Source organism: Tardiphaga sp. 813_E8_N1_3 (genome assembly GCF_051811025.1).
Taxonomy (GTDB): domain Bacteria; phylum Pseudomonadota; class Alphaproteobacteria; order Rhizobiales; family Xanthobacteraceae; genus Tardiphaga.
Map to the genome: position 1 here is coordinate 5,653,005 of NZ_JBPWQE010000001.1, position 25,247 is coordinate 5,678,251.

Below are 25,247 nucleotides of genomic sequence, written 5' to 3' on the forward strand. Positions count from 1 at the left end.
TCATCTCACTTCATCTGCTGCGCGACATCGATGAGCTGGCGCACCATCGCCGTCATCGCATCCTTGTCAGCGGCGTGTTTCAGCCGGTCCATATCGTCATAGGCCTCACCGGCGAAAGCCAGCGTGAGCTGGTTCGGGATCACGGTCGCGCGGCAGGCCGACAGCACCAGCCGCAGCGCCTGCAGGCAACGCGTACCACCGAGCCGGCCATTCGACGCCGCAGCAATCGCAAACGGCCGTTCGCGAAACACCTGGCCCTTGCCCTCATGTGCATCCGCCACGCGCGAGACCCAGTCGATCGTGTTCTTCACCAGCGGCGGCAGCGACGCGTTGTATTCGGGCGTCACAATCAGCACACCATGATACGCCGATATCATGCGCTTCAGATCGAGCGCATATTTCGGCACGCCGGAACTGCTCTCGAGATCACCGTCATAGATCGGCAGCGGAAAGTCGCCGAGTGAAATCTTGCTGACGTCGACATCGGCGCGAACCAGCGCATCAACGGCAACGGCCGCCAGTTTCGCATTCAGCGATCCTGTGCGCAGCGAGCCGGGAATAACGAGGATCTTGATCGCGGCCATGATTCCGATCGTCGGGCGAAGCCGCCGCGCGATCGCGGCCGGCACTAGCGTTTGCGATACACCCAGACGCGCGCCGGCGGAAGGTTCATCCAGATCCGCTCGGAGGCCTCTGTGGACACGCCGGGCAGCGATTTGGGGATCGGCGGCGCCACCGAATAGGTGAACTGCACGAAGGGCGCGTTCGGCGACATCGCCGTAAAGGCATCACGGATCAGCTTGAGGCGCGTCAGCATCGGTTTGGTGACCAGCGGCAGGCCGGAGACGACGGCAGAGGCGGGCTCTTTCAGCACATCCCACAGCGTATCGCGCAATGTGTAGGCGTCGCCCTGAACGATCGTCGCCTGCGGGTAGCGCTCGCGCAGCAGTGCGCAAAAGGTGGGATTGAATTCGACGAGCACCAGACGTTTCTGGTCCACCCCGTGTGCAACCAGCGCAGAGGTGATCGCGCCGGTGCCGGGTCCAAGTTCGATGACCGGACCGGTCGTGTCATTGTCGACATATTGCGCCATCGTGCGGGCAAGAGCTTTGCCCGACGGCATCACGGCGCCCATATGCAGCGGCTTATCGATCCATGAACGGAGGAAGCGGACCTCGTCGTCGAGACGGAGCGGCTTCTTCAACGTACGCGCGGACGAGTGCAGAGGCATGTCGCTTCCAGGCAGACCGCGGAACGTGCGGAACGTCAGAATTTCGTCATAAAGAGGTATAGGCAACAATAGAAACGGTCAAGCTTCCAACGTCAGGAGCCTGTCCGCGTTCCGAAGAAGTCCTTGACCTTAGTGAAGAAACCCGCGGCTTCAGGTTGCGTTGCACCCGAAGATAGTTTCTCGAATTCGGCCAGCAGCTCCTGCTGCTTTTTCGTCAGGTTCTGCGGCGTTTCCACGACGACCTGGACATACATGTCACCGGTCTGGCGCGAGCGCAGCACCGGCATGCCTTTCGACGAAACGCGGAAGCGGCGCCCGGACTGGGTGCCCGAGGGAACCTTGACCTTGTTGCGCCCGCCTTCGATGGTCGGCACTTCGAATTCGCCGCCCAGCGCCGCGGTCACCATCGAGATCGGCACACGGCAATGCAGGTCCGCGCCATCGCGCTGGAAGAAGTCGTGCGAGGCCAGCGACAGGAAAATATAGAGATCGCCCGATGGGCCACCGCGCGCGCCGGCTTCGCCTTCATTGGCAAGACGAATGCGGGTGCCGTCCTCGACGCCCGCCGGAATGTTGACCGAGAGCGTGCGCTCGCGCTCGACGCGGCCAGCGCCGGAGCAGCTCGGGCAAGGATCCTCGATCATCTGACCGCGGCCCTGACAGCTCGGACAGGTCCTTTCCAACGTGAAGAAGCCCTGGGCCTGGCGAACGCGGCCGGCGCCGCCGCAGGTCGAACAGGCCTTCGGCTTGGTACCGGCCTTGGCGCCGGTGCCGGAGCAGGCTTCGCAGGTCACCGCGACCGGAATCTCAATCTGTGCGGTCTTGCCGGAGTAAGCCTCCTCCAGCGTGATTTCCATGTTGTAGCGAAGATCTGCCCCGCGCTCGCGGCCGCCGCTGCGGCCACCGCTGCGCTGCCCGGCCATGCCGAACAGGTCTTCAAAAATGTCGGAGAAGGATGAAGCGAAGCCGGATCCGAAGCCCGGACCACCACCGCCACCATTGCCCTGTTCGAAGGCCGCATGGCCATAACGGTCATAGGCCGCGCGCTTATCACCGTCCTTGAGGACGTCGTAGGCCTCGGCAATTTCCTTGAACTTCACTTCAGCGGCGGCATCGCCTGGATTCTTGTCCGGATGCCACTTCATCGCAAGCTTGCGAAACGACGTCTTCAGAACCGCTTCATTGGCGGAGCGCTCGACTTCCAGCGTTTCGTAGTAACATTGCTTGGTGGACATCAGTCAGATCCGCCCGAAATTGGTCCTCATCCCGAGGAGCATCCCAGAAGAACGCATCAATGAAGATGCTACTCCCGTACTAACAAAACTTGCCTAACAAGGCCCGCCTGACAAAAAACAACCCTCATCCTTCGAGGTGCGCACCGCGCTACTCAGGATGAGGGTCATTGTTCCGCTCGCCTATCAGGCCGACTTCTTCGGCTTGTCGTCGTCGACTTCCGTGAACTCGGCGTCGACCACGTCATCCTTCTCGGCATCGCGCTTGGCGTCAGCCTCGGCCTGCTGGGCGTACATCGCTTCGCCGAGCTTCATCGAAGCCTGCGCCAGCGTGTTGGTCTTGGCCTTGATCGCCTCGGCATCATCACCCTTCAGAGCTTCCTTCAGGTCGCTCATGGCATCCTCGATCGCGCGGCGCTCAGGCTCACCGACCTTGTCGCCATGCTCGCTGAGAGCCTTCTCGGTCGAATGCACGAGGGCATCGCCGTGGTTCTTGGCATCGACAGCCTCGCGACGCTTCTTGTCGTCGGCAGCGTTGGCTTCGGCGTCCTTGACCATCTTCTGGATGTCGGACTCGGACAGACCGCCCGATGCCTGGATCCGGATCTGCTGTTCCTTGTTGGTCGCCTTGTCCTTCGCCGACACGTTGACGATGCCATTGGCGTCGATGTCGAAGGTCACCTCGACCTGCGGCATGCCGCGCGGAGCCGGCGGAATGCCCATCAAATCGAACTGGCCGAGCGGCTTGTTGTCGGCCGCCATTTCGCGCTCACCCTGGAACACCCGGATGGTGACGGCGTTCTGGTTGTCTTCGGCCGTCGAGAACACCTGGCTCTTCTTGGTCGGGATCGTGGTGTTGCGCTCGATGATGCGGGTGAATACGCCACCCAACGTCTCGATGCCCAGCGACAGCGGGGTCACGTCGAGCAGCAGCACGTCCTTGACGTCGCCCTGCAGCACGCCGGCCTGAATGGCGGCGCCGATGGCCACGACTTCGTCCGGGTTGACGCCCTTGTGGGGCTCCTTGCCGAAGAACTGCTTCACGACTTCCTGGATCTTGGGCATGCGGATCATGCCGCCGACCAGAACCACTTCGCCGATTTCACCGGCGGTGAGGCCGGCATCCTTGAGCGCCTTGCGGCAAGGCTCGATGGTCTTCTGCACGAGATCGTCAACGAGCGCTTCGAACTTGGCGCGGGTCAGCTTCAGCGTCAGATGCTTCGGACCGGAGGCATCCGCCGTGATGAACGGCAGGTTGATTTCGGTCTGGGTCGTCGACGACAGCTCGATCTTCGCCTTTTCAGCAGCTTCCTTCAGACGCTGCAGAGCCAGCTTGTCGTTGCGCAGGTCGATGCCCTGCTCTTTCTTGAACTCGTCGGCGAGGTAGCCGACCAGACGCATGTCGAAGTCTTCACCGCCGAGGAACGTATCGCCGTTAGTGGACTTCACTTCGAACACGCCGTCGCCGATCTCAAGGATCGAGACGTCGAAGGTGCCGCCGCCGAGGTCGTACACCGCGATGGTGCCGGACTTCGACTTGTCGAGGCCGTAAGCGAGCGCAGCCGCAGTCGGCTCGTTGATGATGCGCAGCACTTCGAGGCCAGCGATCTTGCCGGCATCCTTGGTGGCCTGACGCTGGGCGTCGTTGAAGTAGGCGGGCACGGTGATGACGGCCTGCTCGACCTTCTGGCCGAGGTGAGCCTCCGCGGTCTCCTTCATCTTCTGCAGCGTGAAGGCGGAGATCTGCGAGGGCGAATAGGTTTTACCGTCGACTTCCACCCAGGCGTCGCCATTGCCACCCTTGGCAATCTTGTAGGGGACGAGCTTCTTGTCCTTCTCGACGGTCGGATCGTCATAGCGGCGGCCGATCAGGCGCTTCACCGCGAAAATGGTGCGCTCGGGATTGGTAACTGCCTGGCGCTTGGCCGGCTGGCCGACGAGGCGCTCGCCATCATCGGTAAAAGCCACGATGGACGGCGTGGTCCGCATGCCTTCTGCGTTCTCGATGACCTTCGGCGTTTTGCCATCCATGACGGCGACGCAGGAATTCGTCGTACCGAGGTCGATACCGATGACCTTTCCCATGCTCTCATATCCTTTTTCTGCGGCAGGTTGGCTGGGCCCTGACGGCACCCCGCTCCCAACCCCCAAACATCAACTATTCGCGATATTGCGACGGTAGGCCTCATATAGGAGGGGGGGTGGTGGCCGCAAGGCATCTGGCACACTCCAGACCCATGAAAACACGACCGGTGCGCGAAATTAATATTTGGTGAAACAGACCCTTGGCGGTTGTTTCGCCAATACGCGACGGATAGGCGCGGACGGCGCCGGGAACGGATTTATGGCTTGATCTGTTGGCGGAACAGGGCAACCGTGAACGCCCTTTCCGGCCGGTCGTGTGACGGCCAAGGCCGGAACCCCACACCATCGAACAGCCTCAATACAAACCCAGTAGATTTTTCATGAAACATGCTGCGCCCCTGTTCGCTTTGACCATGCTGACGGCCATTTCGGTCGCCCACCGCCCCGCTTTGGCGGCTGACCCCGTCTTCCCGCCGGGTGTCCGTGTGGGTCTGGCCCCGCTGGTCGGCCTCGCCCCCGCAAAGACCTTTGTCGGCTTCGAGACCTCCGATCAGGGCGTCAAGGTGCTCATGACCGAACTGCCGGCCGCGGCCTTCAACGAGGTCGAGACTGCGTTCAAGGCCAATCCGGCGGGCATGGCCGCGAAGCCCGAGAGCATCGAGACCACTGCCGGAAAGGCCTTCTACACGATCGAGAGCGCGAAGGACGCCACCGGCAATGTCAGGCGCTATTCGATGATCGTCGGCGGCAGCGGGAACTTCTCCGGCTATGTCGCCGTGCAGGTCCCGGAAAACGCCCAGAAGATCTATACCGACGACGCGGTGCGCCAGATGTTCTCGTCCGTTGTGGTGCGCAAGGAAGTGCCGCTGGCAGAGCAACTCGGCCTGATGCCGTTCAAGGTCGCCGAAATGAGCGATTTCAAGACCGTCCGCACGCTTGCGCCAGGCGCCGCTTTGTTGCTGGCCGACTCGACCGACGAGAACAGCATCGAAACGAGTCCTTTCATGGTGATCGGCAGCCTCGCTTCGGCGCCTGAAAAGGCCGAAGACCGTGGCCGCTTCGCCCAACAGGCCGCAGGCTCGATCCCTGGTTTGCGTGAGGGCCGCATCACCATGTCGGAGCCACAGCGCATCGACGGCATGGCCGGCTGGGAGACCCGTATCGACGCCGTAAGCGGCAAGAACAACACGCCGGTCAGCGTCGTGCAGTGGCTGCGCTTCGGCGGCGGCAAGGTCACCATGCGCATTATCGCCAGCGCGCCGCGCGACGATTGGGCCAAGGCGTTTCCGCGCTTCCGCGCCGTGCGCGACGGCATCGAGCCGCGCTAACGAAAGGCGCGGGCCGGCTCACGGCCCGCTTTACGATCTCCCCGTGACCTGATCTGCTGGACAAATCCGATACGGGGAATTTCGTGATGCTCAACAGACGTCAAATTCTCGCAGGGTTGGGGACGATTGCGATGACCAGCCTAGCTTCCAAAACATTATCCGCCGCCGGCAAGGTCAGCCTCGACCGCACATCCGTCCTGCTGGTGATCGACGTTCAGAACTGCTTCCTGCCCGGTGGCAGCCTTGCGGTGAAGGACGGCGACAAGGTCGTGCCGGTCATCAACGGCATCGCCAAGAAATTCGCCGACGTGGTGATGACCCAGGACTGGCACACACCAGGCCATATCTCATTCGCGTCAAGCCACAGCGGCAAGAAACCATTTGAAACCACTGATGTGAAATACGGCAAGCAGGTGCTGTGGCCGGACCACTGCGTACAGGGCACTGACGGAGCCGCCCTCTCGAAGGATCTCGCGATCCCGCATACCGAGCTGATCTTGCGCAAGGGCTTCAACAAGGATGTCGACAGCTACTCGGCTTTCACCGAGGCTGATGGCAAGACCACCACCGGCCTCGCCGCCTATCTGAAAGCCCGCAAATTGCAGCGTGTGTTCATCGCCGGCCTTGCGACCGACTTCTGCGTCGCATGGTCGGCGCTCGATGCGCGAAAAGCAGGCTTCGATGTCTATGTGGTCGAGGACGCCTGCCGCGGCATCGACACGCAGGGCTCGCTGGCCAAGGCCTGGGCCGACATGAACAAGGCCGGCGTGAAGCGGATTCAATCAGGCGATCTGGCAGCGTAACTCATACTGGATCACCCGCTTTCGCGGGTGATGACAGCAAGAGGCGCTGTTACTCAGACGCTGCCGCCCGCAGCCTTGGCGCCGCCCTTCGATACGCCGACCAGCGCCGGACGCAGCACGCGCTCACCGATGGTGTAGCCGGCCTGCACGACCTGAACGACGGTGCCCGCAGGCACCGATGCATCCGGCACCTCATACATCGCCTGCTGGAAGTTCGGGTCGAACTTCTCGCCCGACGGATCGAACTTCTTCACGCCGTTCTTTTCCAGCGTGTTGAGCAGCGACCGCTCGGTGAGTTCGACACCTTCGAGCAGTGCCTTCAGGCCCGGATCAGCCGCGGCCTTGGTGTCGGCAGGCACGGCATCGAGGGCGCGCTGCAGACTGTCAGCGATATCGAGCACTTCGCGCGCGAAATTGGTGATTGCATAGGTACGGCCATCGGCGACGTCGCGCTGGGTGCGCTTACGCAGGTTTTCCATTTCCGCCAGCGTGCGCAGCATCTTGTCGCGCGCGTCCGCGGCTTCCTTGGTCAGGGCCTCGACCGAGTTCGGCTCCGGATCGTCCGGCATGATGTAGGGCTTAGAGACCACCGGATCGGCGGCCGCTGCCGTCTTGTCCTGATTGTCGTTCTGCCCATTGGAATCAGTCATCACGCTGCCTTCTCAAAAACACGCCAAAATGGTGGGATTGCTGAGCGGGATATCGGGGTTTAAGCGCCGAAAATCAAGCGCAACCAGCCAGAATGCAGGATCTGGAACCGGCCCTGTCAGCCGCCGAGCATGCGGCTGACGATGCGCGCCGCATAATCCACCATCGGGATCACCCGCGCATAATTCAGCCGGGTCGGGCCGATGACACCGAGAACGCCGACAATATGGCCGGCACCGTCGCTATAGGGCGCAATGATCGTGGACGAGCCAGACAGTGAGAACAGCTTGTTTTCGGAGCCGATGAAGATGCGAACACCTTCCGCGGTCTCCGCCCGGCCAAGAAGATCGATCACCTCGCGCTTGGCTTCGAGATCGTCGAACAGGAGGCGAACGCGTTCAAGATCCTCCAGCGCATGGAGATCCTCGAGCAGATTGGCCTGGCCGCGCACGATCAGCTGCCGATCGTCCTTTTCCCCGCCCGACCAGCTGGCAATGCCGGCGGCAATCACCTTCTGGGTCAGCTGATCGAGCTCGATCTGGTTCTGGGTCAGCGCCGTTTCCAGCTCCAGCCGGGCTTCGGCCAGCGTACGGCCGCGGATTCGGGCATTGAGGAAATTCGAGGCCTCGTTCAACGCCGATGATGGCACGCCGGGCGCCAGGGTCAGCACCCGGTTTTCGACCTGGCCATCCTCGGCCACCAGCACAACCAAGGCCTTTTCAGGCTCCAGACGGACGAATTCGATGTGTTTCAGCCGCACATTGGACTTGGCGGTCAAAACTACCGCCGCTGCGCGGGTCAGCCCGGACAGCCGCGTCAATGCCTCGCCGAGCGCCGCCTCCACTGTCTGCGAACGGCCGACGGAGGAGAGCTGCTGCTGGATCGATTGCCGCTCTGGTTCGGTTAGGTCACCGACCTGCATCAGGGCATCGACGAAAAACCGCAGTCCGAGTTCGGTCGGCAAACGCCCGGCAGAGGTATGCGGCGCGTAAATGAGGCCAAGTTGCTCCAGGTCCGACATGACGTTGCGAACCGAGGCCGGCGACAGCGGAACCGTGATCAGACGCGAAATATTGCGCGATCCGACAGGTTCCCCAGTGGCGAGATAGCTCTCGACGATCTGCCGGAAGATCTCGCGCGATCGCTCATTGAGCTGGGCAAGCCCGGCATGCGGCGTGATCAGGCCGATCGGATCGTGGTGGGCCACAGGCAACTCCTTGAGGACCTAATTTGTCGCTCCGGCGCGCCGGATACAAGCACCATTGCGTGCGTGGAACCTGCCCTGCCCTTGCCGCTGCGGTCCGCGGCCCCTAAAAGCACCGCGAACAGGCTCTCTCTGGACATTTGGAAGGATTTTCTCATGCGGCCAAGCCGTCGTGCGCCCGATGAACTGCGCGCCGTGTCGCTGGAACGCGGCGTCGTCAAATATGCCGAAGGCTCCTGCATGGTGAAATTCGGCGACACCCATGTGCTGGTCACCGCGACGCTGGAAGAGCGCCTGCCGCCATGGCTCAAGGGCCAGGGCCGCGGCTGGGTCACGGCCGAATACGGCATGCTGCCCCGCGCCACATTGGAACGCACCCGCCGCGAAGCCGCATCCGGCAAGCAGGGCGGCCGCACCGTCGAGATCCAGCGCCTGATTGGCCGCTCGCTCCGCGCTGCCGTCGATCTGGAAGCGCTCGGCGAACGCCAGATCACCATCGACTGCGACGTCATCCAGGCCGATGGCGGCACCCGCACGGCGTCGATCACCGGCGCATGGGTTGCGCTGGCTGACTGCATCTCGTGGATGAAGAACCGCAACATGTTCAAGAACGGCGGCGGCAACGTGCTGCGCGACAATATCGCGGCGATTTCCTGCGGTATCTATCAGGGCACCCCGGTGCTCGATCTCGACTATGCCGAAGATTCCGAGGCCGACACTGACGCCAATTTCGTGATGACCGGCGACGGCCGCATCATCGAAGTCCAAGGCACCGCCGAAAAGACGCCGTTCACGCAGGACGAGTTCCTGAAGCTGATGGCGCTGGCGCAGACGGGCGTCGGCCGTCTGGTCGAATTGCAGAGGATGGCGATCACCTGATTTCGCAATCACCCAAGCAGGCATAGACTCACCACCATGCATCGTCGAATCACTGGGAAGCTCGTCATTGCCACCCACAATCCCGGCAAGCTCGCCGAGATGCGCGATCTCCTGGCTCCCTACGGCATCGAGGCAGTATCGGCCGGCGAGCTCGGCCTCGCCGAGCCCGACGAGACCGGCGACACCTTCAAGGCCAACGCGGCGATCAAGGCGATTGCCGCGGCCAATGTCGCGCAACTGCCAGCCTTCGCTGACGATTCAGGTCTGGTCGTCGATGCCCTCGATGGCGCGCCCGGCATCTATTCGGCACGCTGGGCCGGTGACTCCAAGGACTTCAACGGCGCGATGACACGCATCGAACGCCTGCTACAGGAACGCGGCGCGACTACGCCCGACAAGCGCGCCGCGCATTTCGTCTCGGCGCTCTGCGTGGCATGGCCCGACGGTCACCTCGAGGAAGTCGAAGCCCATGCCCATGGCACGCTGGTCTGGCCGCCGCGCGGCACTGCCGGCTTCGGCTATGATCCGACATTTCTGCCCGACGGCCATGGCCGCACTTACGGCGAGATGACCGCGGTCGAAAAACACGGTCTGCCACCACTCGGCGAGGGCCTGTCGCATCGCGCCAGGGCGTTCGTGAAACTCGCGGAGATCTGCCTTGAATCCCGCTGACGCACAGCAAGACGCTTTCGGCGTCTATGTGCACTGGCCGTTCTGCCTGTCGAAGTGCCCGTATTGCGACTTCAACAGCCATGTCCGTCATCACGCCGTCGATGAAGTGCGTTTCGCGCGCGCCTTTGCCCGCGAGATCGAAACCACCGCAGCGCGCACGCCGGGCCGGACGGTGACGTCGATCTTTCTCGGCGGCGGTACGCCGTCGCTGATGCAGCCGCAAACCGTCGGTGCTATTCTCGACTCGATCGGCAAATACTGGAACGTCGCCTCCGACGTCGAAGTATCACTCGAAGCCAACCCGACCTCCGTCGAAGCGACGCGCTTTCGCGGCTATCGCGAGGCCGGCGTCAACCGCGTGTCGCTCGGCGTACAGGCGCTTGACGATGCGTCGCTGAAATCACTGGGACGTCTGCATAGCGCGCGTGAAGCACTCGATGCCGTCGCCATCGCGCGCAGCGCATTCGATCGCTATTCATTCGATCTGATCTATGCGCGCCCCGACCAGACTCCGCAGATGTGGACCGATGAACTCAAGCTCGCGATCTCCGAGGCCGCAGAACATCTGTCGCTGTATCAGCTGACCATCGAGGAAGGCACGCCGTTTTTTGGGCTGCATGCTGCCGGTAAACTCAAGACGCCGGACGAAGGCCTCGCGCGCACGCTTTATGACGTGACGCAGGAGGTTTGCGCGCAGCAGGGCCTGCCATTCTACGAGATTTCCAACCACGCCCGCCCGGGTGCGGAATGCAAACACAACCTCGTCTACTGGCGCGGTCAGGAATATGCCGGCATCGGGCCCGGCGCCCATGGCCGTCTCGACATCGACGGTGTCCGCCATGCCATCGCCACCGAGAAGCGTCCGGAAGCTTGGGTGATGCGTGTGGAAGACAACGGCCACGGCGTGACATCGGATGAATTGCTCAACAGCGAAGAACGCGCCGACGAATATCTGCTGATGGGCCTGCGCCTCGCTGAGGGCATCGATCCCGCGCGTTATCAGATGCTGTCCGGCCGTGCGCTGGATGAGAAACGCATCGAGATTCTGCGCGAGGAAGGCGCGATCATCGTCGAAGAGAACGGCCGTCTGCGCGTGACGCAGGAGGGATTTCCCGTGCTCGATGCAGTCGTGGCAGATCTGGCGGCTTAATCGCTACGCCCCGAAACTCTTGGGCGAACCCGCCACGGCCTGACCGCCGCCTGAAGCGACCTTCATCACAGCCAAACCGCGATCATTGCCGCCATCGCTGCGGAAACGGAACAGGCCATCGATGCCGGCAAAGCCGGACGGATTGGTGAGCGTCTCCGGCGCGAAGCGCTGTCCGCCCTGGGTGCGCGCCAAGGCAGCCACGAGCGCCACCGCATCGTAGGCAAGCGTCGCGGTGCGCACGGGATCGCCGCCATATTTCGCGCGATAACGGCCAGCAAATGCACGAAACCCTGCGGGATCCGGCGCGGCATAGAGCCCACCCTGCAACGCCGCGCTGTTGAAGACGCGCGGATTGTCCCACAGGCCCGTACCGAGTAATTGCACATTGCGCAGATTGGCGCCCGCCGCGGTCAAAGCGTCGGCCGTTGCAACCACCGCGTCGCCATCGTCTGCGATGAAGAGTGCATCAGCGCCGGTCAGTGATGCCGCGATGTTACGTGCCGCGCTGGAGCGATCCGCGCCGTAGCGCTCAAAGGCGACGATGCGGCCGCCCTTGCGCGCGACGGCCTGTTTGAAAGCCACTTCGACGACATTGCCATAGGCGTTTTCGGGCAGCATCGCCGCAAAGGATCGTTTACCCGTGCCCGCAGCGTAATCGACAATGCGATTGACGTCGGACTCAGGCAGAAAACTGAGCAAATAAACACCGCGGCCCGCGACGCTCGAATCGGTCGAGAACGCGATCACCGGCACGTTGCGCGCCCGGGTCAGTTGCGCCGTCGCCGGCACTGACAGCGCAAACAGCGGCCCGAGAATAATTTCGGAGCCTTCATCGAGCGCCTGCTGGGTCGCCTGTTGCGCGCCCTGCGCGCTGCCGTTGTCATCCTTGATCAGCAATTGAATGCTGGGATTCTGGAATTCGGCGAGCGCCATTTCGGCGGCATTCTTCATCGACTGCGCGGCGACGCCGGCATTGCCCGACGCCGACAGCGGCAGGATCAGCCCGACTTTCGTGCCGCCGGTGCCGATAGCTTGCGACTGCTGCGCCGGCCCCGCGGGAGGTCCCGACGGCGCTGCAGGGCCGGTGCCGAACGCATTGGTCAGCGTCGATTGCACACCCGCGCAGGCCCCGAGCAGCGGCGCGCCCAGCAGCAGGCCGACAGCCGTCCGCCGTGTTGCGCCCGACGTCGCGCCCTTGGTCCCGGATTTGGGGTCGAACGGATCCGCCATCACTTCTCTTCTTTCGGCCGCATCAAATCGGCCCGCCTCGTCACCCACCATATAGTGTGAGGCGCGGATTCAGACATATTGTCGGCGATAAGTTAACCAAAACAAAAGCTTTATGTCCGGCATACCCCGTCACCGCGGCCGGATTAGCACGACGGGAATGAACCACGACCAAACGCCGAAAAAACGGCTGTCCCCCTTTGGCGCAATTCGCTCTACATTGTCGCCATGCGCGCAACACCCCTCTCCTCATCGCCTGCGGACGCCGCGGCGCCATCGGCCCGGACCTTCACGGTCTCCGGCCATCTGCTCATGGCACCGAAAGCTGTTCCGGGGCTGCATCTCGTAGCCACGCCGATCGGCAACCTTGGCGACATCACCCTGCGCGCGCTGGAAACCCTGGCGGGGGTCGATATTATCGCCTGCGAAGACACCCGCATCACCCGCCGCCTGACCGAGCGCTACGGGATCACTGGCACACTCAAGCAATATCATGAGCACAATGCCGAACAGGCGCGGCCGAAGATCCTCGAAAAGCTGGCGCAGGGCGCATCCATCGCGCTGGTGTCGGATGCCGGCACACCACTGATTTCCGACCCCGGCTTCAAGCTGGTGCGCGAGGTCGCCGCCGCAGGCTTTAGCGTGATCTCGCTGCCGGGGCCGTCCTCGGTGCTGGCCGCGCTGGCTGTCTCGGCGCTGCCGACCGATCGCTTCTTCTTCGAGGGCTTCCTGCCATCACGGCAAATGGCGCGCCGGTCCCGCCTGACGGAGTTGGCTGCCATCGACGCCACGCTGGTAATGTTCGAATCCGGCAACCGCGTGCAGGACACGCTGGCCGATCTCGCCGATATCATGGGCAACCGCGATGCGGCGATCTGCCGTGAACTCACGAAGATGCATGAAGAGATCAATCGTGGACCGATTGCCGATCTGGCCAAGGAGGCCGATGGGCTGGAGACCCGCGGCGAATTCGTACTCGTCATCGGGCCACCGGCTGCGGATGCGCAGGCCATGACCGAGGACGATCTCGATGCCCTGCTGCGCAGCTCGTTGCAGCTCGACAGCGTCAAGGATGCCGTCGCGCATGCGGTCGAACTGTCCGGCCGGCCGCGCCGCGCCGTCTATGCCCGCGCGCTGGAACTGGCGAAGGAGATTCACAGGGACTCCGGCGATGGCGAAGACTGACAAAGTCTCCACGCCGAAGCCCGCACCTAGACCGGCAGCCCCGGAACGCGTTGCTGCGTTCAATACCGGCCTCTCCGCCGAAAGCCGTGCCGCTGCTTTGCTGCTGGCCAAGGGTTACCGCATCCTCGCCCGCCGCTTTCGTACACCCCATGGCGAGATCGACATTGTCGCCAGGAAACGCAGCCTGATCGCCTTTGTCGAGGTGAAGGCCCGCGCCAGCCTGGACGAGGCCGCCTATGCGGTGACACCGCGTCAGCAGGCCCGGATCATGGATGCCGCCCAGGCCTGGCTGATGGTGCACCCCGAACATGCGGAATTCGACCTGCGTTTTGACGTCGTGCTGATTGCGCCGAGACATTTGCCACGCCATCTGTTAGCGGCATTCGACGCCTCAACCTGAGCTTTCGCCTCCCCGACCACAATTCCGGACCATGCAGCATGACCTTGAACGTCGCCGTCCAGATGGACCCCATCGCGCGCATCAATCACAAGGGCGATTCGACCTTCGCAATGCTGCTGGAAGCCCAGAAGCGCGGTCACAAGCTGTCCTATTACACCCCGGACAAGCTCTCGCTGCGCGGCAATGATGTGGTGGCGCCAGTGCAGCCGCTGTCGGTACGCGATGTCGAAGGCGATTATTTCACGCTCGGCGAGCCCGTCCGCACCAACATGGCATCCTTCGACGTCGTGTTGCTGCGCCAGGACCCGCCATTCGACCTCGCTTACATCACCTCGACGCATCTGCTCGAGCGCATCCATCCGAAGACGCTGGTGGTCAATGATCCGGCTTCCGTGCGCAACGCGCCGGAGAAGATCTTCGTGATGGGCTTCTCGGATCTGATGCCACCGACGCTGATCTCGCGCGACAAGGACGAGATCAATGCGTTCCGCGCCGAACATGATGCCGTGGTGATGAAACCGCTGCATGGCCACGGCGGCGCAGCCGTGTTTCGCGTGCTACCGCAGGACATGAATTTCGGTTCGCTCTACGATCTGTTCTCCGTGACCTTCAAGGAGCAGTGGGTCATCCAGCGCTTCCTCCCCGAGGTGAAACATGGTGACAAGCGCATCATCCTGATCGACGGCGAATTCGCGGGTGCCGTGAACCGCGTGCCGGCTGAAGACGATTTGCGCTCCAACATGGTGCGCGGCGGCGCCGCCAAGGCCACCGAACTCTCGCCGCGCGAGCGCGAGATCTGCGAACGTGTCGGACCGGCGCTGCGTGAACTCGGTCTACTGTTCGTCGGCATCGACGTGATCGATGGCAATCTCACCGAGATCAACGTGACGTCGCCCACGGGCATTCGTGCCATCGCCAAGCTTGGCGGCCCTGATGTGGCAGCACGCGTATGGGACGTGATCGAAGCGAAGCGGAAGTAAACTCCACCCACGTCATTCGCTGCGTTGCGTCAATGCTTAACGCAGACGTTTAAATTCCATTCGTCACAATTCTTCACCCGCTGCTTTTGCTTGCCAGTCATCGAGGGCAAGGGCAGCATGCTGATGCACGCCCGACCAATCGGGCGGCCCGCCATGTGTGGTGGCAAGCAAAAGCATAATAGTGGAGGAACGCATGACTTCAGACGTTTCGCGACGGTCCCTGCTCGCGCTCTGCGCAGGTCTGGGCGCTAATGTCCTCGCTCCCGGCCTCATCGGCAGCGCATCGGCCAAGGCACCAAAGCTCGGCACACAGGCGCCCTACTTCCACCGTTTCATGTTGGGCAGCGCGGAAGTCACCGTTGTCTCCGACGGACCTTTGCCGCTCGGCGATCCCTCCGGCACATTCGTCGGCGTGCCCAAGGAAGATGTGCAGAAGATGCTGACGGATAATTTCCTCAGCAGCAGCAATGTCGTGCTCGAACAGAACGCGCCGATCGTCAACATGGGCGACAGGCTGATCCTGTTCGATACCGGCATGGGCACGTCGCAGCTGTTCGGCAACACCACGGGCCGCCTGCAAAAGAGCATGGCCGAGGCGGGTATCAAACCCGGCGATATTGACGCTGTGGTATGCTCACACGCGCATATCGATCATATCGGCGGCATCGTCGATGCCAATGACAAGCCGCTGTTTCCGAACGCGCAGGTCTATCTCAGCGAGGAAGACTTCAAGTTCTGGACCGACGAAGGCAAGCTCGGTTCGCCGCTCAAGGACTTCATCGTCCATGCCCGCAAGAACCTGCTGCCAGTGAAGGATCGCCTGGTATTCTTCAAGGACGGCCAGGAGTTCCTGCCGGGCGTTACCGCGATCCATGCGCCGGGCCATACGTTCGGCCACCACATGTTCATGATCCAGTCGGACGGAAAGTCCTTCGCGTTCCTCGGCGACCTGACCCACCATCAGGTGCTGTTGCTGGAGAAGCCGCGGATGGAGTTCGCCTATGATTCCGATCCGAAGATGGCGGCGGTGACGCGGGTGAAGATGCTCGACATGCTCGCGGCCAACAAGACCGCGGTGATGTCCTATCACTTCGCCTGGCCGGGTTATGGCCATGTGGTCAAATCCGGCGATGGCTTCCGCTATATCGCCGAGCCGATGGTGATGAATCTCTAGCGGAAATCCTGCAACTTTCCTGCGACTTTCTTGCGGCGATCCTGAGACAGCGATCGCCGCAGGAACTCCGCAGCGAACACATCGTCATGCCGCCGACGAGGTGTCTCGCGAGCGCAGCTCGGCGCCGCGTTTATAGATCCGGAACGTCCCTCGTCCGGCATCCTTCGCCGCATAGAGCGCTGAGTCGGCCATGGCCGCCAGTTGCGACGATGTGCAGTTGTCCGCCAGCGCGATGCCGACCGATGCGCCGACGCGCAACTGTTGTCCGCGATGATCGATCGGTAAGCCCAACTGTGTGACAATCGCACGCGCTGTCTCGGAGGCTTCCTCGAATTGTGCGTGAGGCCCCAGCAGAACTGCAAATTCATCACCGCCAAGGCGTGCGACCAGTTCGGCACCCGCGCAGATGTTACGGATTCGATTTGCGACGACGGTCAGGCAGGCATCGCCGGCCGCATGGCCGAAACAGTCATTGACGGGCTTGAATTCATCGAGATCGATCAGCAGCAGCGCGCCGAACGGCTTCACCTTGATGGCCGACGCCGCATCGAACAGCGACAGCTTGGTTTGAAACTGGCTGCGATTGGCGAGCCCGGTCAGCGTATCGAACTCGGCGAGATAGCGATTGCGATCCGCCAGGATTTTTTCTTCGGTAATGTCCTGCTTCATCCCGAAGATGCGCACGGCGACGCCATCGACCGACTCGACCGTGGCCGTGATCCTGATCCAGCGCCGGTTGCCCTTGAAAGTGATAATCTCCGCATCGAGGCTAAAGCCGGTTCGATCTTCGATTGCCTTGCTGCGCCGCTTTGTCAGTTCCCTGACGGATTCTTCGGGATAACAGGCGAGCGCCTCCTCGCGAATCGGCGTCGAGCCGCGCGGCAGATCGAAGATGTCATAGACGACATCGGTCCAGACCAGCGATTCATCGGAGAGGTCGCATTCCCAGACGCCGATTCGCGCTGCAGCCGAGGAGCGATCGAAGATCTTCCGGCTATGGGCCAGCGAAGCAGCTTGTTCGTCGATGATGGCTTGCTGGGCTTCGATCTGCGCCTTCAGCGCAGCGATCAGGTCGGCGTCATCCGGAGCGTCTGGCGGCATCGACAAGCGATCTGACATCTGCGGGCACCCGGTCTTCGTCTCGAAGCTCATAGGATGCTTTGCATGACGTGTTTAAGATTTTCTACGCCAATGGCCGACTTCAGCCAAAATCAGCATACTTTACCACTAGATTTCGTTCACCAATTGTTCTTGATGTTTCGGCAACCTTAGGTTACCATCGCTCACGAATGAGGGCGGCATGGTTCAGCGCGTTTCCACCGTAGCCTTTGAGGGAATCGAGGCCCGCGCGGTCGACGTGCAGGTTCAGGTCGTGCCCGGCCTGCCGAATTTCCTGATCGTTGGCCTGCCCGACAAGGCGGTGTCCGAAGCGCGCGAGCGGGTCCGTGCGGCGCTGGTCGCCTCGGGTCTGGCGCTGCCGGCGCGGCGCATCATCGTCAATCTCGCGCCGGCCGATTTGCCGAAGGAAGGCAGCCATTACGATCTGCCGATCGCGCTCGGGTTGATGGCGGCGATCGGCGCGATTCCACCGGACGCATTGGCGGGCTTTACCGTACTCGGCGAGCTCGGTCTCGATGGCTCGCTCGCTCCCGTGGCCGGCGTGTTGCCGGCTGCGATTGGCGCGAATGCGCGCGACGAGGGATTGATCTGTCCGGCAGCCTGCGGCGCGGAAGCCGCCTGGGCCAGTCCCGACATCCAGATCGTCGCCGCGACGTCGCTGATCCAGATCGCCAATCACTTCAAAGGTACGCAGGTTTTGTCACGGCCGCAGCCGAAGATACATGCGCGCGAAGAAATGCTGCTCGATCTGCGCGACATCAAGGGACAGGAAAGCGCCAAACGCGCGCTGGAAATCGCTGCCGCGGGCGGCCATCACCTGCTGATGGCCGGCAGTCCCGGATCGGGAAAATCCATGCTGGCGGCGCGGCTGCCATCGATCCTGCCGCCGCTGTCCCCGGCGGAGCTGCTCGAAGTCTCCATGATTGCGTCGGTGGCCGGCGAGATCAGGGACGGCGCACTCACCTCACGCCGGCCGTTCCGCGCACCGCATCATTCCGCCAGCATGGCCGCACTCACAGGCGGCGGGTTGCGCGCGCGGCCGGGCGAGATTTCGCTTGCGCATCAAGGCGTGCTGTTTCTCGATGAATTGCCGGAATTCGATCCGCGCGTGCTGGATTCGCTGCGCGCACCGCTCGAGAATGGCGAGGTCGCGGTCTCGCGCGCCAATCACCGCGTCACCTATCCCGCGCGCTTCATGCTCGTCGCCGCGATGAATCCATGCCGCTGCGGTCACGCTTTCGAGCCGGGCTTCTCCTGCAAGCGCGGCCGGATCGATCGCTGCACCTCGGACTATCAGGCGCGCATCTCGGGCCCCTTGATGGACCGCATCGATCTGCGCATCGAAGTGCCGGCGGTGACCGCAGCGGATCTCATTCTGCCGCCACCTTCCGAGGGTTCTGCCGAGGTCGCCGCGCGTGTCGCCGCCGCGCGCGATCTACAGACCATGCGTTATGCCGCGGCGGGATTGTCGGGCACACATACCAATGCCTCCGCGCCCGCCTCTGTGCTGGAAACGGTTGCGCAGCCGGATGCCCAGGGACTGACATTGTTGCGCGACGCCGCCGAAGCCATGCGACTGACCGCGCGCGGCTATCACCGCGTGCTGCGCGTGGCGCGGACGCTGGCGGATCTCGACGGCGCCGAGAAAATCGGGCGGCTGCATCTGGCCGAGGCGTTGTCTTACCGCGCGCTGGCGGAGGACGTTCGCCGAGCTGCTTGACGTCACCTCATCGCCCCTGGTGTGGACATCAACGCGATAGTAACGAGTTTTGTTTACGCTCTGCTCACCATAACCCCGCGTTACGGGGCCAGGGCGAGTACCGTGTCATGCTGCGTTTCAAGATTTTAGCCTCGACAATTCCTTTGGTACTCGCGGCATTTCTCGCCCGTGGCGATCTCGTAGCCAGTACGCATCCCTGCATCTCCACCGGTGAGACCACCATCCAGATCGCCACCATGCCCTGGCAGGCGCGATCGCATGTCAGCTTCACCAGCGATCCCTTGCAGGCAACCGTGCGTGTGCAGATCGTCGATAGCGCTGAGATTGCCGACTTCGTCGTAGTTGATGATGTCGATGCAGCGGAACCGGATGTTTGTCCGGTCACCGCTGCGACGCGCTTCATCGGTATTGCCGATACGTCGGCAACATCGGAACCCGTCATCTATTTGTCGGAGCAGGGTGACGCCGACTACCGGATCTTTGTGAAGTCACGCAGCTTCACGGCGCACGATGCCGCCGCGCTGATTGTCAGCGCCCATGGCCGCAGCCCGGCGCGAATGGCAGCGGCCAGCCTCTAAGCCACGCATTAACGCTTCATCAACCATGTCTGCGCGGGCAAATTCAAAACTGCCATCGCGCAAGCACTTGGCAACAACATACCCGCATTGTTTCCGACATCTGCGATCGTCTGATCGGGGCCTGTATTCGTGTGCAAGCGCGAGCCAGGATGTGACCAAGCCGGAGTACTGATCTGTGGCGAAAGGTGTTTTCCGGATCAAGGTCTACTTCCGCCGCTTCGCGCGCCGTTTTCCGTGGCTCGCTTTTGGCATCCGCTCCTTCGTGATGTTCTCGGCTGCCTTCGGTGGCGCCTATGGCTTCATCTCCGGTTCGACCTCCAAAGACTCCGGTTACGATCCGCATACCTTTGCGATCGGTGCCAGCTTCCTGTTCGCGCTGGCCTGCGTGGCGCTGGCCACCATGAGCATCCGCATGCGCTTCATGAGCAAGCGGATGCGCAAACTGGCTGCGCATAACGACGCCCTGGTCGATCGGAACTGGGAATTGAAGGAAGCCGAGGAACGCGCGCGCAGCCTGTTCGAAGCGCAAGGCGACCTGATCGTGATCCGCAACAGCGAAGGCTGCATCACTTTCGTCAACGATGCCTATTGTGCGCTGGCGGAACAATCTCGCGAAGCATTGATCGGCAGCCACTTCGAACTCACGCTGCTGGAGCAGGGCGATATCGCCAACGAGCCGAACGGCACCAGCATGCACGATCAGAAGATCGCCACGGCGACCGGCCCGCGCTGGATCGCTTGGCGTGAAGGTCTGGTGCGGATCGACGCAGGCCAGCCCGCCGAATTGCAATGCGTTGGCCGCGATGTCACCGACCGCACCCAGACCGAGCGCGCCCTCAGCGAAGCGCGCGACCACGCCAATGCCGCCAACCGCGCCAAGTCGCGTTTCCTCGCCATGGCGTCCCATGAAATCCGCACGCCGCTGAACGGCATTCTCGGCATGAGCGGCTTGCTGCTCGATACGCCGCTGACACCCGAACAGACCACTTACGCCAAAGCCGTGAAGACCTCCGGCGATGCGCTGCTGTCGCTGATCGAGGAGCTCTTGGATTACTCCAAGATCGAGGCCGGCAAGATCGATCTCGAACACCGCCCCTTTGCGCTGGCGGGATTGATAGAGGACATTACCGAATTGCTGGCGCCGCGCGCGCAGGCCCGCAATCTCGAAATCGCGGCCTATGTCGACGAGCGGCTGCCGCTGCAAGTGATGGGCGATGCAGCGCGCCTGCGCCAGGTGCTGCTCAATCTCGCGGGCAATGCCATCAAGTTCACGGCGACCGGCGGCGTGGCGCTGATCGTCGAGCCCGGCATCTGGCCGAACGAAATCTCTTTCCTGGTTCGCGACACCGGCATCGGCATCGCGCCGGATGCGCAACAGCGCATCTTCCGCGAATTCGAACAGGCAGACGAGGGCACTGCGCGCCAATATGGCGGAACGGGTCTTGGCCTCAGCATCAGCGAGCGTATCGTCAAGCGCATGAACGGCCGCATCACGCTGCAGAGCGAGCTCGGTGCCGGCTCGACCTTCGAAGTGTCGATCCCGCTCGCCGCATCCGACAGCGGCACCGCGACCTTCGTGCCGCCGGATCTCACGGGCGTTTCGGTGATGCTGGTGGCACCACAAACCATCGAAGCTTCGCTCACAGCCCTGCGACTCGGGCGATGGGGCGCGCAGACCTGCACTGTCTCCGACCTAACCGTTGCGCAAGCGCTGCTGCCCGAACGTTCATGGCACGCCGTCATGATCGATCGCGCTCTTGGTGCTGACACTGCCGAGCAGCTTGCGAACGCTGCGATTCCGCACGCGCTGCGACGGATCGTGCTATTCACGCCGGCGATGCGTCATGAGCTGCAGCCCACAACGCCGAGTGCGTTCACCGGCTATCTGGTGAAGCCGCTGCGTGCGACCTCACTCGCCGCGCGCCTGACATTGCAGACGGACTCACCGACGATCGCCGCCGATGATCCGTTGGATCGCGATTCGGCCACATCGGAACCAACGGAGGCGATGGCACCCAGCCTCTCGATCCTGGTCGCCGAAGACAATGAGATCAACGCGCTACTGATGCGCTCGCTGCTGATGCGGCTTGGCCACAAGCCCGTCGTGACCACCAATGGCGAAGAGGCACTGGAATCCTGGCTCGCCTCCGACGCGGCCGACACGCCCTATGACCTCGTCCTGATGGACATCCAGATGCCGAAGCTCGACGGCATCGAGACCACCAAACGCATTCGCGCGCGCGAGGCCGGTCAACGCGTCAGGCGTACCCCGATCCTGGCCCTCACAGCGAATGCACTGGTCGAAGACCGATACGCCTGTTTCGAGGCCGGCATGGACGGCTTCCTGATGAAGCCGCTGGACCGCGATAAACTCGCCGAAGCCCTCAGGGGACTCGCCAAGACGCGGCACGTCGGCGCCTAGCAGCTCCACCTTCGCTGTCACACCCCCGCAACACGCCCGTCACACGGCTGTTGAGCGCCCGTGATGTCTGGTGCGGATAAGCCGCATCGATGATTCGCGTAATGCCTGCGGCACAAGTCGATTGAGTTGGGGATGGCCATGCACGGCAACGAACTGGTGCGACCGAAGCAGGGTTTCATGCAGATGTTGCGGCCCCAGAACATGAGCGCCGCCGCGCAGACGGCGATCACCTGGTTCAAGCCGCCACTACATCTCGATCCCGCTAACGGTATTCCCGTCGCCTCGAATTCGCTCGGCCGGATGGGTCCGCTCGAAGTTCGCCTCGCGCAGGACAAACGCGACGTGAAGCGCGCGCAGCGTCTGCGCTACAAAGTATTCTACAAGAACGGCACCGCGATCGCCGACGCCGCTACCATGCTGGCACGCCGCGACAAGGATGCATTCGACAAGATCTGCGATCACCTTCTCGTCGTCGATCACGATGCCAAACCCACACTGTCCGGCAAACAGCCGGTGGTCGGCACCTATCGCCTACTACGCCATGAGGCGGCCATGCAGAATGGCGGCTTCTATACCGACAGCGAATTCGATCTGTCGGGGATGATCGAGCGCCATGAGGGTCTGCGGTTTCTCGAACTCGGTCGCTCCTGCGTGCTGCCGCGCTACCGCAACAAGCGCACCGTCGAATTACTGTGGCAGGGCATCTGGAGCTACGTGCGACAGAACAAGTTCGACGTCATGATCGGTTGCGCCAGTTTTGAAGGCACCGATCCGGATCGCCTGGCATTGCCGCTATCGTTTCTGCACCACAATGCGCGCGCGCCCGAAGCCTGGCGCGCCCGCGCGCATCCGTCGCGCTATGTCGAGATGAACCGGATGGCCGCGGATGCCATCGACACCAAGGCGGCGCTCCGTGCGCTGCCACCGCTGATCAAGGGATATCTGCGGATCGGCGCCATGATCGGTGATGGCGCCGTGATCGATCATCAGTTCGGCACGACCGACGTGTTGATCGTGATGCCGGTGACGTCGATCGGCGCACGCTATATCGAGCATTTCAGCACGGACGCGTCACGCCACGCGGCGTAATCACTTAGAGGCGACGCAGCGCGACGTTCTCTACCACGTGATCCGCGCCTTTTTTCAGAATCAGCGTGGCACGTGGCCGCGTCGGCAGGATGTTGTCTTCGAGATTGGCGAGGTTGGTGCGCTCCCAGATCGCCAGCGCCGTCGCCGTGGCTTCTTCATCCGACAGCAATGCGTAGCGATTGAAATACGATCGCGGATCATGGAATGCGGTGTCGCGCAGTGCCAGAAACCGTCTCACATACCAGTCGCGCAGCACCGGTTCGTCAGCATCGATATAGACGGAGAAGTCGAAAAAGTCGGAGACCACAGGCACCGCCTTGCCGTCGCGCGGCAGGCGTCCGGTCTGCAGCACGTTGACGCCTTCGACGATCAAGATATCCGGTTGGTCGACTTCGACCCACTTGTTTGGAACCACATCGTAAGTGAGATGCGAATACACAGGCGCGCGGACGGCATTGCGGCCGGCTTTGATGTCACTGAGAAACTGTAGCAGCGTCGGCAGATCGTAGCTTTCGGGAAAGCCCTTCTTCTGCATGATGCCTTCGCGCTCGAGCACCGCATTAGGATAGAGAAAGCCGTCGGTGGTGACGAGATCGACCTTGGGCCGCGGCGACCATCTTGCGAGCAGTGCCTGCAGCACGCGGGCGGTGGTCGACTTGCCGACAGCGACCGACCCGGCGACGCCGATGATATAGGGCATTTTGCGATCCTCGATGCCGAGGAATTTGCGCTGCGCGTAATATAGACGTTGCGTCGCCGTGACATAGATCGAGAGCAGGCGGGACAGCGGCAAATAAATCTCTTCGACCTCGCGCAGATCGAGGCGATCATACATAGAACGCAGGGCGGCGATCTCGCCGGCCTCCAGCGTCATCGGCGTATCGTCGCGCAGCTTGGCCCACTGATCCCGCGAGAAAGTCCGATAGGGATTGTATTGTTGGTCTGCCCGCATATCCATGAAGCGGTCCCCGTTGTGATCGACGCTGTTACTCGCTCTTGCGCGAAGCTTTCTCTTGCAGTCCGGATTGCGACGTGCGCTGACCGAGCGCCGTCTCGACCTCCTGAATTGTCACGCCGCGCGCCTTCAACAGCACCAGCAGATGAAACAGCAGGTCAGCACTTTCGTTGATCAGATTGGTGCGATCGTTCTCGACCGCCGCGATCACGGTCTCGACCGCTTCCTCACCGAATTTCTTGGCGCAATGCTCCGCACCCTTGTCGAGCAGCTTGCGGGTATAGGACGCGTCGCCACCCGCCGCGGCGCGGGCGTCGATGGTATCGGCAAGGTCATGAAGCGTAAAAGCCATTTCGGCGCCTTGTTGGCTGGGCAGCGCGGACTCCTGCCAGAGATTGACCTAGGGGTCGAGCCGCATCGGCAGTCCGGCCCGGACCATATGCTCCTTGGCCTCGCGAATGGTAAATTCCCCGAAGTGAAAAATCGAGGCCGCCAGCACCGCGGTGGCGTGGCCGCTCCTGATACCTTCGACCAGATGATCGAGATTACCGACGCCGCCCGAGGCAATGACCGGTACACCGACGCTGTCGGCGATGGCCCGGGTCAGTTCGATATCGAAGCCGGAGCGGGTGCCGTCGCGATCCATCGAGGTGAGCAGGATTTCACCGGCCCCCAATGACACGACTTCCTGGGCGAATTCGATGGCATCGATGCCGGTCGACTTGCGGCCGCCATGGGTAAATATCTCCCAGCGTGAGCCGGATCGCTTGGCGTCGATCGCCACCACGATGCACTGGTCGCCGAATTTCTCGGCGGCTTCCTTGACGAACTGGCGATTGGCCACCGCGGCCGAATTGATAGAGACCTTGTCGGCACCGGCGCGCAGCAGTGTCTTGATGTCGTCCACCGTGCGTACGCCGCCGCCGACCGTCAGCGGCATGAAACAGGCTTCGGCGGTACGCCGGACCACGTCCATCATGGTGCCGCGATTTTCGTGGGTCGCGTTGATGTCAAGGAAAGTGAGCTCGTCGGCGCCAGCGGCGTCATAGGCGATCGCAGCCTCGACGGGATCGCCGGCATCGCGCAGGTCGACGAAGTTGACGCCCTTCACCACACGTCCATCCTTGACGTCGAGGCAGGGGATCACGCGCACCTTGAACATACCA

General features: G+C 62.4%; 24 protein-coding genes. 13 read left to right on the forward strand and 11 right to left on the reverse strand.

The annotated features are described in order from the left end of the window. Window positions 1-5: 5 nt before the first annotated feature. The 4 genes from AB8A33_RS26745 to dnaK all read right to left on the reverse strand — a co-directional run bounded on the left by AB8A33_RS26745 (window position 6) and on the right by dnaK (window position 4,548). A complete protein-coding gene (locus tag AB8A33_RS26745) occupies window positions 6-584 on the reverse strand; it encodes an NADPH-dependent FMN reductase (protein ID WP_439095543.1) in 579 nt (192 codons plus the stop codon). 44 nt (window positions 585-628) lie between these two features. Then, window positions 629-1,231 (reverse strand): class I SAM-dependent methyltransferase, encoded by a 603-nt coding sequence (locus AB8A33_RS26750; protein WP_092140887.1) that lies wholly within the window; start codon window positions 1,229-1,231, stop codon window positions 629-631. 92 nt (window positions 1,232-1,323) lie between these two features. Continuing rightward, on the reverse strand, window positions 1,324-2,466 hold the full coding sequence (gene dnaJ / locus AB8A33_RS26755) for a molecular chaperone DnaJ (protein ID WP_439095544.1): 1,143 nt from the start codon (window positions 2,464-2,466) through the stop codon (window positions 1,324-1,326). Between the two features lie 183 nt (window positions 2,467-2,649). After that, window positions 2,650-4,548, reverse strand: coding sequence for a molecular chaperone DnaK (gene dnaK / locus AB8A33_RS26760; RefSeq protein WP_439095545.1), 1,899 nt, complete (start codon window positions 4,546-4,548; stop codon window positions 2,650-2,652). A 380-nt stretch (window positions 4,549-4,928) separates the two neighbouring features. On the opposite strand from dnaK, the gene AB8A33_RS26765 reads away from it, so the two are divergent. Together AB8A33_RS26765 and pncA are read left to right on the forward strand one after the other, a co-directional pair. After that, the gene (locus AB8A33_RS26765; protein WP_439095546.1) at window positions 4,929-5,876 is read left to right on the forward strand and encodes a hypothetical protein; all 948 of its coding nucleotides are present in this window, start codon (window positions 4,929-4,931) and stop codon (window positions 5,874-5,876) included. 86 nt (window positions 5,877-5,962) lie between these two features. Then, complete coding sequence (gene pncA / locus AB8A33_RS26770; protein WP_439095547.1) at window positions 5,963-6,679, forward strand: bifunctional nicotinamidase/pyrazinamidase; 717 nt, start codon at window positions 5,963-5,965, stop codon at window positions 6,677-6,679. Between the two features lie 53 nt (window positions 6,680-6,732). Here pncA and grpE read toward each other — a convergent pair whose 3' ends face one another. Both grpE and hrcA read right to left on the reverse strand, forming a co-directional pair. Continuing rightward, entirely contained in the window at window positions 6,733-7,329 is a 597-nt protein-coding gene (gene grpE, locus AB8A33_RS26775) for a nucleotide exchange factor GrpE (protein WP_439095548.1), read from the reverse strand. Between the two features lie 116 nt (window positions 7,330-7,445). Beyond that, complete coding sequence (hrcA, locus tag AB8A33_RS26780; protein WP_439095549.1) at window positions 7,446-8,534, reverse strand: heat-inducible transcriptional repressor HrcA; 1,089 nt, start codon at window positions 8,532-8,534, stop codon at window positions 7,446-7,448. A gap of 153 nt (window positions 8,535-8,687) precedes the next feature. On the opposite strand from hrcA, the gene rph reads away from it, so the two are divergent. Genes rph through hemW form a run of 3 tightly spaced genes read left to right on the forward strand, consistent with a single transcriptional unit; the run spans window position 8,688 to window position 11,232 of the window. Beyond that, window positions 8,688-9,410: a ribonuclease PH gene (rph, locus tag AB8A33_RS26785; protein ID WP_439095550.1), complete on the forward strand. Its 723-nt coding sequence runs from the start codon at window positions 8,688-8,690 to the stop codon at window positions 9,408-9,410. A gap of 36 nt (window positions 9,411-9,446) precedes the next feature. After that, window positions 9,447-10,082: an RdgB/HAM1 family non-canonical purine NTP pyrophosphatase gene (rdgB, locus tag AB8A33_RS26790; protein WP_439095551.1), complete on the forward strand. Its 636-nt coding sequence runs from the start codon at window positions 9,447-9,449 to the stop codon at window positions 10,080-10,082. Continuing rightward, on the forward strand, window positions 10,069-11,232 hold the full coding sequence (gene hemW / locus AB8A33_RS26795; protein ID WP_439095552.1) for a radical SAM family heme chaperone HemW: 1,164 nt from the start codon (window positions 10,069-10,071) through the stop codon (window positions 11,230-11,232). The genes rdgB and hemW overlap by 14 nt, the downstream gene beginning before the upstream one ends. 3 nt (window positions 11,233-11,235) lie before the next feature. Here the strand turns inward: hemW and AB8A33_RS26800 are convergent, their stop codons facing one another. Continuing rightward, window positions 11,236-12,462 (reverse strand): penicillin-binding protein activator, encoded by a 1,227-nt coding sequence (locus AB8A33_RS26800; protein ID WP_439095553.1) that lies wholly within the window; start codon window positions 12,460-12,462, stop codon window positions 11,236-11,238. Window positions 12,463-12,687: 225 nt separating this feature from the next. On the opposite strand from AB8A33_RS26800, the gene rsmI reads away from it, so the two are divergent. The 4 genes from rsmI (at window position 12,688) to AB8A33_RS26820 (ending at window position 16,198) form a co-directional block, all read left to right on the forward strand. Further along, on the forward strand, window positions 12,688-13,644 hold the full coding sequence (rsmI, locus tag AB8A33_RS26805; RefSeq protein ID WP_439095554.1) for a 16S rRNA (cytidine(1402)-2'-O)-methyltransferase: 957 nt from the start codon (window positions 12,688-12,690) through the stop codon (window positions 13,642-13,644). Then, window positions 13,631-14,044: a YraN family protein gene (locus AB8A33_RS26810; RefSeq protein ID WP_439095555.1), complete on the forward strand. Its 414-nt coding sequence runs from the start codon at window positions 13,631-13,633 to the stop codon at window positions 14,042-14,044. Before rsmI ends, AB8A33_RS26810 begins: the two co-directional genes overlap by 14 nt. A gap of 38 nt (window positions 14,045-14,082) precedes the next feature. Continuing rightward, window positions 14,083-15,024, forward strand: a complete 942-nt coding sequence (gene gshB / locus AB8A33_RS26815) for a glutathione synthase (protein WP_439095556.1) — start codon at window positions 14,083-14,085, stop codon at window positions 15,022-15,024. 193 nt (window positions 15,025-15,217) lie between these two features. Beyond that, window positions 15,218-16,198 carry an MBL fold metallo-hydrolase gene (locus AB8A33_RS26820; protein ID WP_439095557.1) on the forward strand — a complete coding sequence of 327 codons (981 nt, stop codon included), beginning with the start codon at window positions 15,218-15,220 and terminating at the stop codon, window positions 16,196-16,198. An 84-nt stretch (window positions 16,199-16,282) separates the two neighbouring features. Here the strand turns inward: AB8A33_RS26820 and AB8A33_RS26825 are convergent, their stop codons facing one another. Beyond that, window positions 16,283-17,317, reverse strand: a complete 1,035-nt coding sequence (locus AB8A33_RS26825) for a diguanylate cyclase domain-containing protein (protein WP_439095558.1) — start codon at window positions 17,315-17,317, stop codon at window positions 16,283-16,285. Window positions 17,318-17,498: 181 nt separating this feature from the next. On the opposite strand from AB8A33_RS26825, the gene AB8A33_RS26830 reads away from it, so the two are divergent. The 4 genes from AB8A33_RS26830 to AB8A33_RS26845 all read left to right on the forward strand — a co-directional run bounded on the left by AB8A33_RS26830 (window position 17,499) and on the right by AB8A33_RS26845 (window position 23,126). Beyond that, window positions 17,499-19,037, forward strand: a complete 1,539-nt coding sequence (locus tag AB8A33_RS26830) for a YifB family Mg chelatase-like AAA ATPase (protein WP_439095559.1) — start codon at window positions 17,499-17,501, stop codon at window positions 19,035-19,037. 107 nt (window positions 19,038-19,144) lie between these two features. Beyond that, a complete protein-coding gene (locus tag AB8A33_RS26835) occupies window positions 19,145-19,615 on the forward strand; it encodes a hypothetical protein (RefSeq protein ID WP_439095560.1) in 471 nt (156 codons plus the stop codon). A 175-nt stretch (window positions 19,616-19,790) separates the two neighbouring features. Then, window positions 19,791-22,037, forward strand: coding sequence for an ATP-binding protein (locus AB8A33_RS26840; RefSeq protein ID WP_439095561.1), 2,247 nt, complete (start codon window positions 19,791-19,793; stop codon window positions 22,035-22,037). 138 nt (window positions 22,038-22,175) lie between these two features. Continuing rightward, a complete protein-coding gene (locus tag AB8A33_RS26845) occupies window positions 22,176-23,126 on the forward strand; it encodes a GNAT family N-acetyltransferase (protein WP_439096072.1) in 951 nt (316 codons plus the stop codon). A gap of 4 nt (window positions 23,127-23,130) precedes the next feature. Here the strand turns inward: AB8A33_RS26845 and coaA are convergent, their stop codons facing one another. Genes coaA through hisF form a run of 3 tightly spaced genes read right to left on the reverse strand, consistent with a single transcriptional unit; the run spans window position 23,131 to window position 25,243 of the window. Beyond that, complete coding sequence (gene coaA / locus AB8A33_RS26850; protein ID WP_439095562.1) at window positions 23,131-24,084, reverse strand: type I pantothenate kinase; 954 nt, start codon at window positions 24,082-24,084, stop codon at window positions 23,131-23,133. A gap of 28 nt (window positions 24,085-24,112) precedes the next feature. Continuing rightward, window positions 24,113-24,433, reverse strand: a complete 321-nt coding sequence (locus AB8A33_RS26855) for a phosphoribosyl-ATP diphosphatase (protein ID WP_439095563.1) — start codon at window positions 24,431-24,433, stop codon at window positions 24,113-24,115. A gap of 48 nt (window positions 24,434-24,481) precedes the next feature. Then, complete coding sequence (gene hisF / locus AB8A33_RS26860; protein ID WP_068730242.1) at window positions 24,482-25,243, reverse strand: imidazole glycerol phosphate synthase subunit HisF; 762 nt, start codon at window positions 25,241-25,243, stop codon at window positions 24,482-24,484. Window positions 25,244-25,247: the final 4 nt, after the last annotated feature.

What these genes read in the sequence shown, in the direction of transcription:
- AB8A33_RS26745 (WP_439095543.1), bottom strand. Translation starts at nt 584, where the DNA reads ATGGCCGCGATCAAGATCCTCGTTATTCCCGGCTCGCTGCGCACAGGA.
- AB8A33_RS26750 (WP_092140887.1), bottom strand. Translation starts at nt 1,231, where the DNA reads ATGCCTCTGCACTCGTCCGCGCGTACGTTGAAGAAGCCGCTCCGTCTC.
- dnaJ (WP_439095544.1), bottom strand. Translation starts at nt 2,466, where the DNA reads ATGTCCACCAAGCAATGTTACTACGAAACGCTGGAAGTCGAGCGCTCC.
- dnaK (WP_439095545.1), bottom strand. Translation starts at nt 4,548, where the DNA reads ATGGGAAAGGTCATCGGTATCGACCTCGGTACGACGAATTCCTGCGTC.
- AB8A33_RS26765 (WP_439095546.1), top strand. Translation starts at nt 4,929, where the DNA reads ATGAAACATGCTGCGCCCCTGTTCGCTTTGACCATGCTGACGGCCATT.
- pncA (WP_439095547.1), top strand. Translation starts at nt 5,963, where the DNA reads ATGCTCAACAGACGTCAAATTCTCGCAGGGTTGGGGACGATTGCGATG.
- grpE (WP_439095548.1), bottom strand. Translation starts at nt 7,329, where the DNA reads ATGACTGATTCCAATGGGCAGAACGACAATCAGGACAAGACGGCAGCG.
- rph (WP_439095550.1), top strand. Translation starts at nt 8,688, where the DNA reads ATGCGGCCAAGCCGTCGTGCGCCCGATGAACTGCGCGCCGTGTCGCTG.
- rdgB (WP_439095551.1), top strand. Translation starts at nt 9,447, where the DNA reads ATGCATCGTCGAATCACTGGGAAGCTCGTCATTGCCACCCACAATCCC.
- AB8A33_RS26800 (WP_439095553.1), bottom strand. Translation starts at nt 12,462, where the DNA reads ATGGCGGATCCGTTCGACCCCAAATCCGGGACCAAGGGCGCGACGTCG.
- rsmI (WP_439095554.1), top strand. Translation starts at nt 12,688, where the DNA reads ATGCGCGCAACACCCCTCTCCTCATCGCCTGCGGACGCCGCGGCGCCA.
- AB8A33_RS26810 (WP_439095555.1), top strand. Translation starts at nt 13,631, where the DNA reads ATGGCGAAGACTGACAAAGTCTCCACGCCGAAGCCCGCACCTAGACCG.
- gshB (WP_439095556.1), top strand. Translation starts at nt 14,083, where the DNA reads ATGACCTTGAACGTCGCCGTCCAGATGGACCCCATCGCGCGCATCAAT.
- AB8A33_RS26820 (WP_439095557.1), top strand. Translation starts at nt 15,218, where the DNA reads ATGACTTCAGACGTTTCGCGACGGTCCCTGCTCGCGCTCTGCGCAGGT.
- AB8A33_RS26825 (WP_439095558.1), bottom strand. Translation starts at nt 17,317, where the DNA reads ATGTCAGATCGCTTGTCGATGCCGCCAGACGCTCCGGATGACGCCGAC.
- AB8A33_RS26830 (WP_439095559.1), top strand. Translation starts at nt 17,499, where the DNA reads ATGGTTCAGCGCGTTTCCACCGTAGCCTTTGAGGGAATCGAGGCCCGC.
- AB8A33_RS26835 (WP_439095560.1), top strand. Translation starts at nt 19,145, where the DNA reads ATGCTGCGTTTCAAGATTTTAGCCTCGACAATTCCTTTGGTACTCGCG.
- AB8A33_RS26845 (WP_439096072.1), top strand. Translation starts at nt 22,176, where the DNA reads ATGCACGGCAACGAACTGGTGCGACCGAAGCAGGGTTTCATGCAGATG.
- coaA (WP_439095562.1), bottom strand. Translation starts at nt 24,084, where the DNA reads ATGGATATGCGGGCAGACCAACAATACAATCCCTATCGGACTTTCTCG.
- AB8A33_RS26855 (WP_439095563.1), bottom strand. Translation starts at nt 24,433, where the DNA reads ATGGCTTTTACGCTTCATGACCTTGCCGATACCATCGACGCCCGCGCC.
- hisF (WP_068730242.1), bottom strand. Translation starts at nt 25,243, where the DNA reads ATGTTCAAGGTGCGCGTGATCCCCTGCCTCGACGTCAAGGATGGACGT.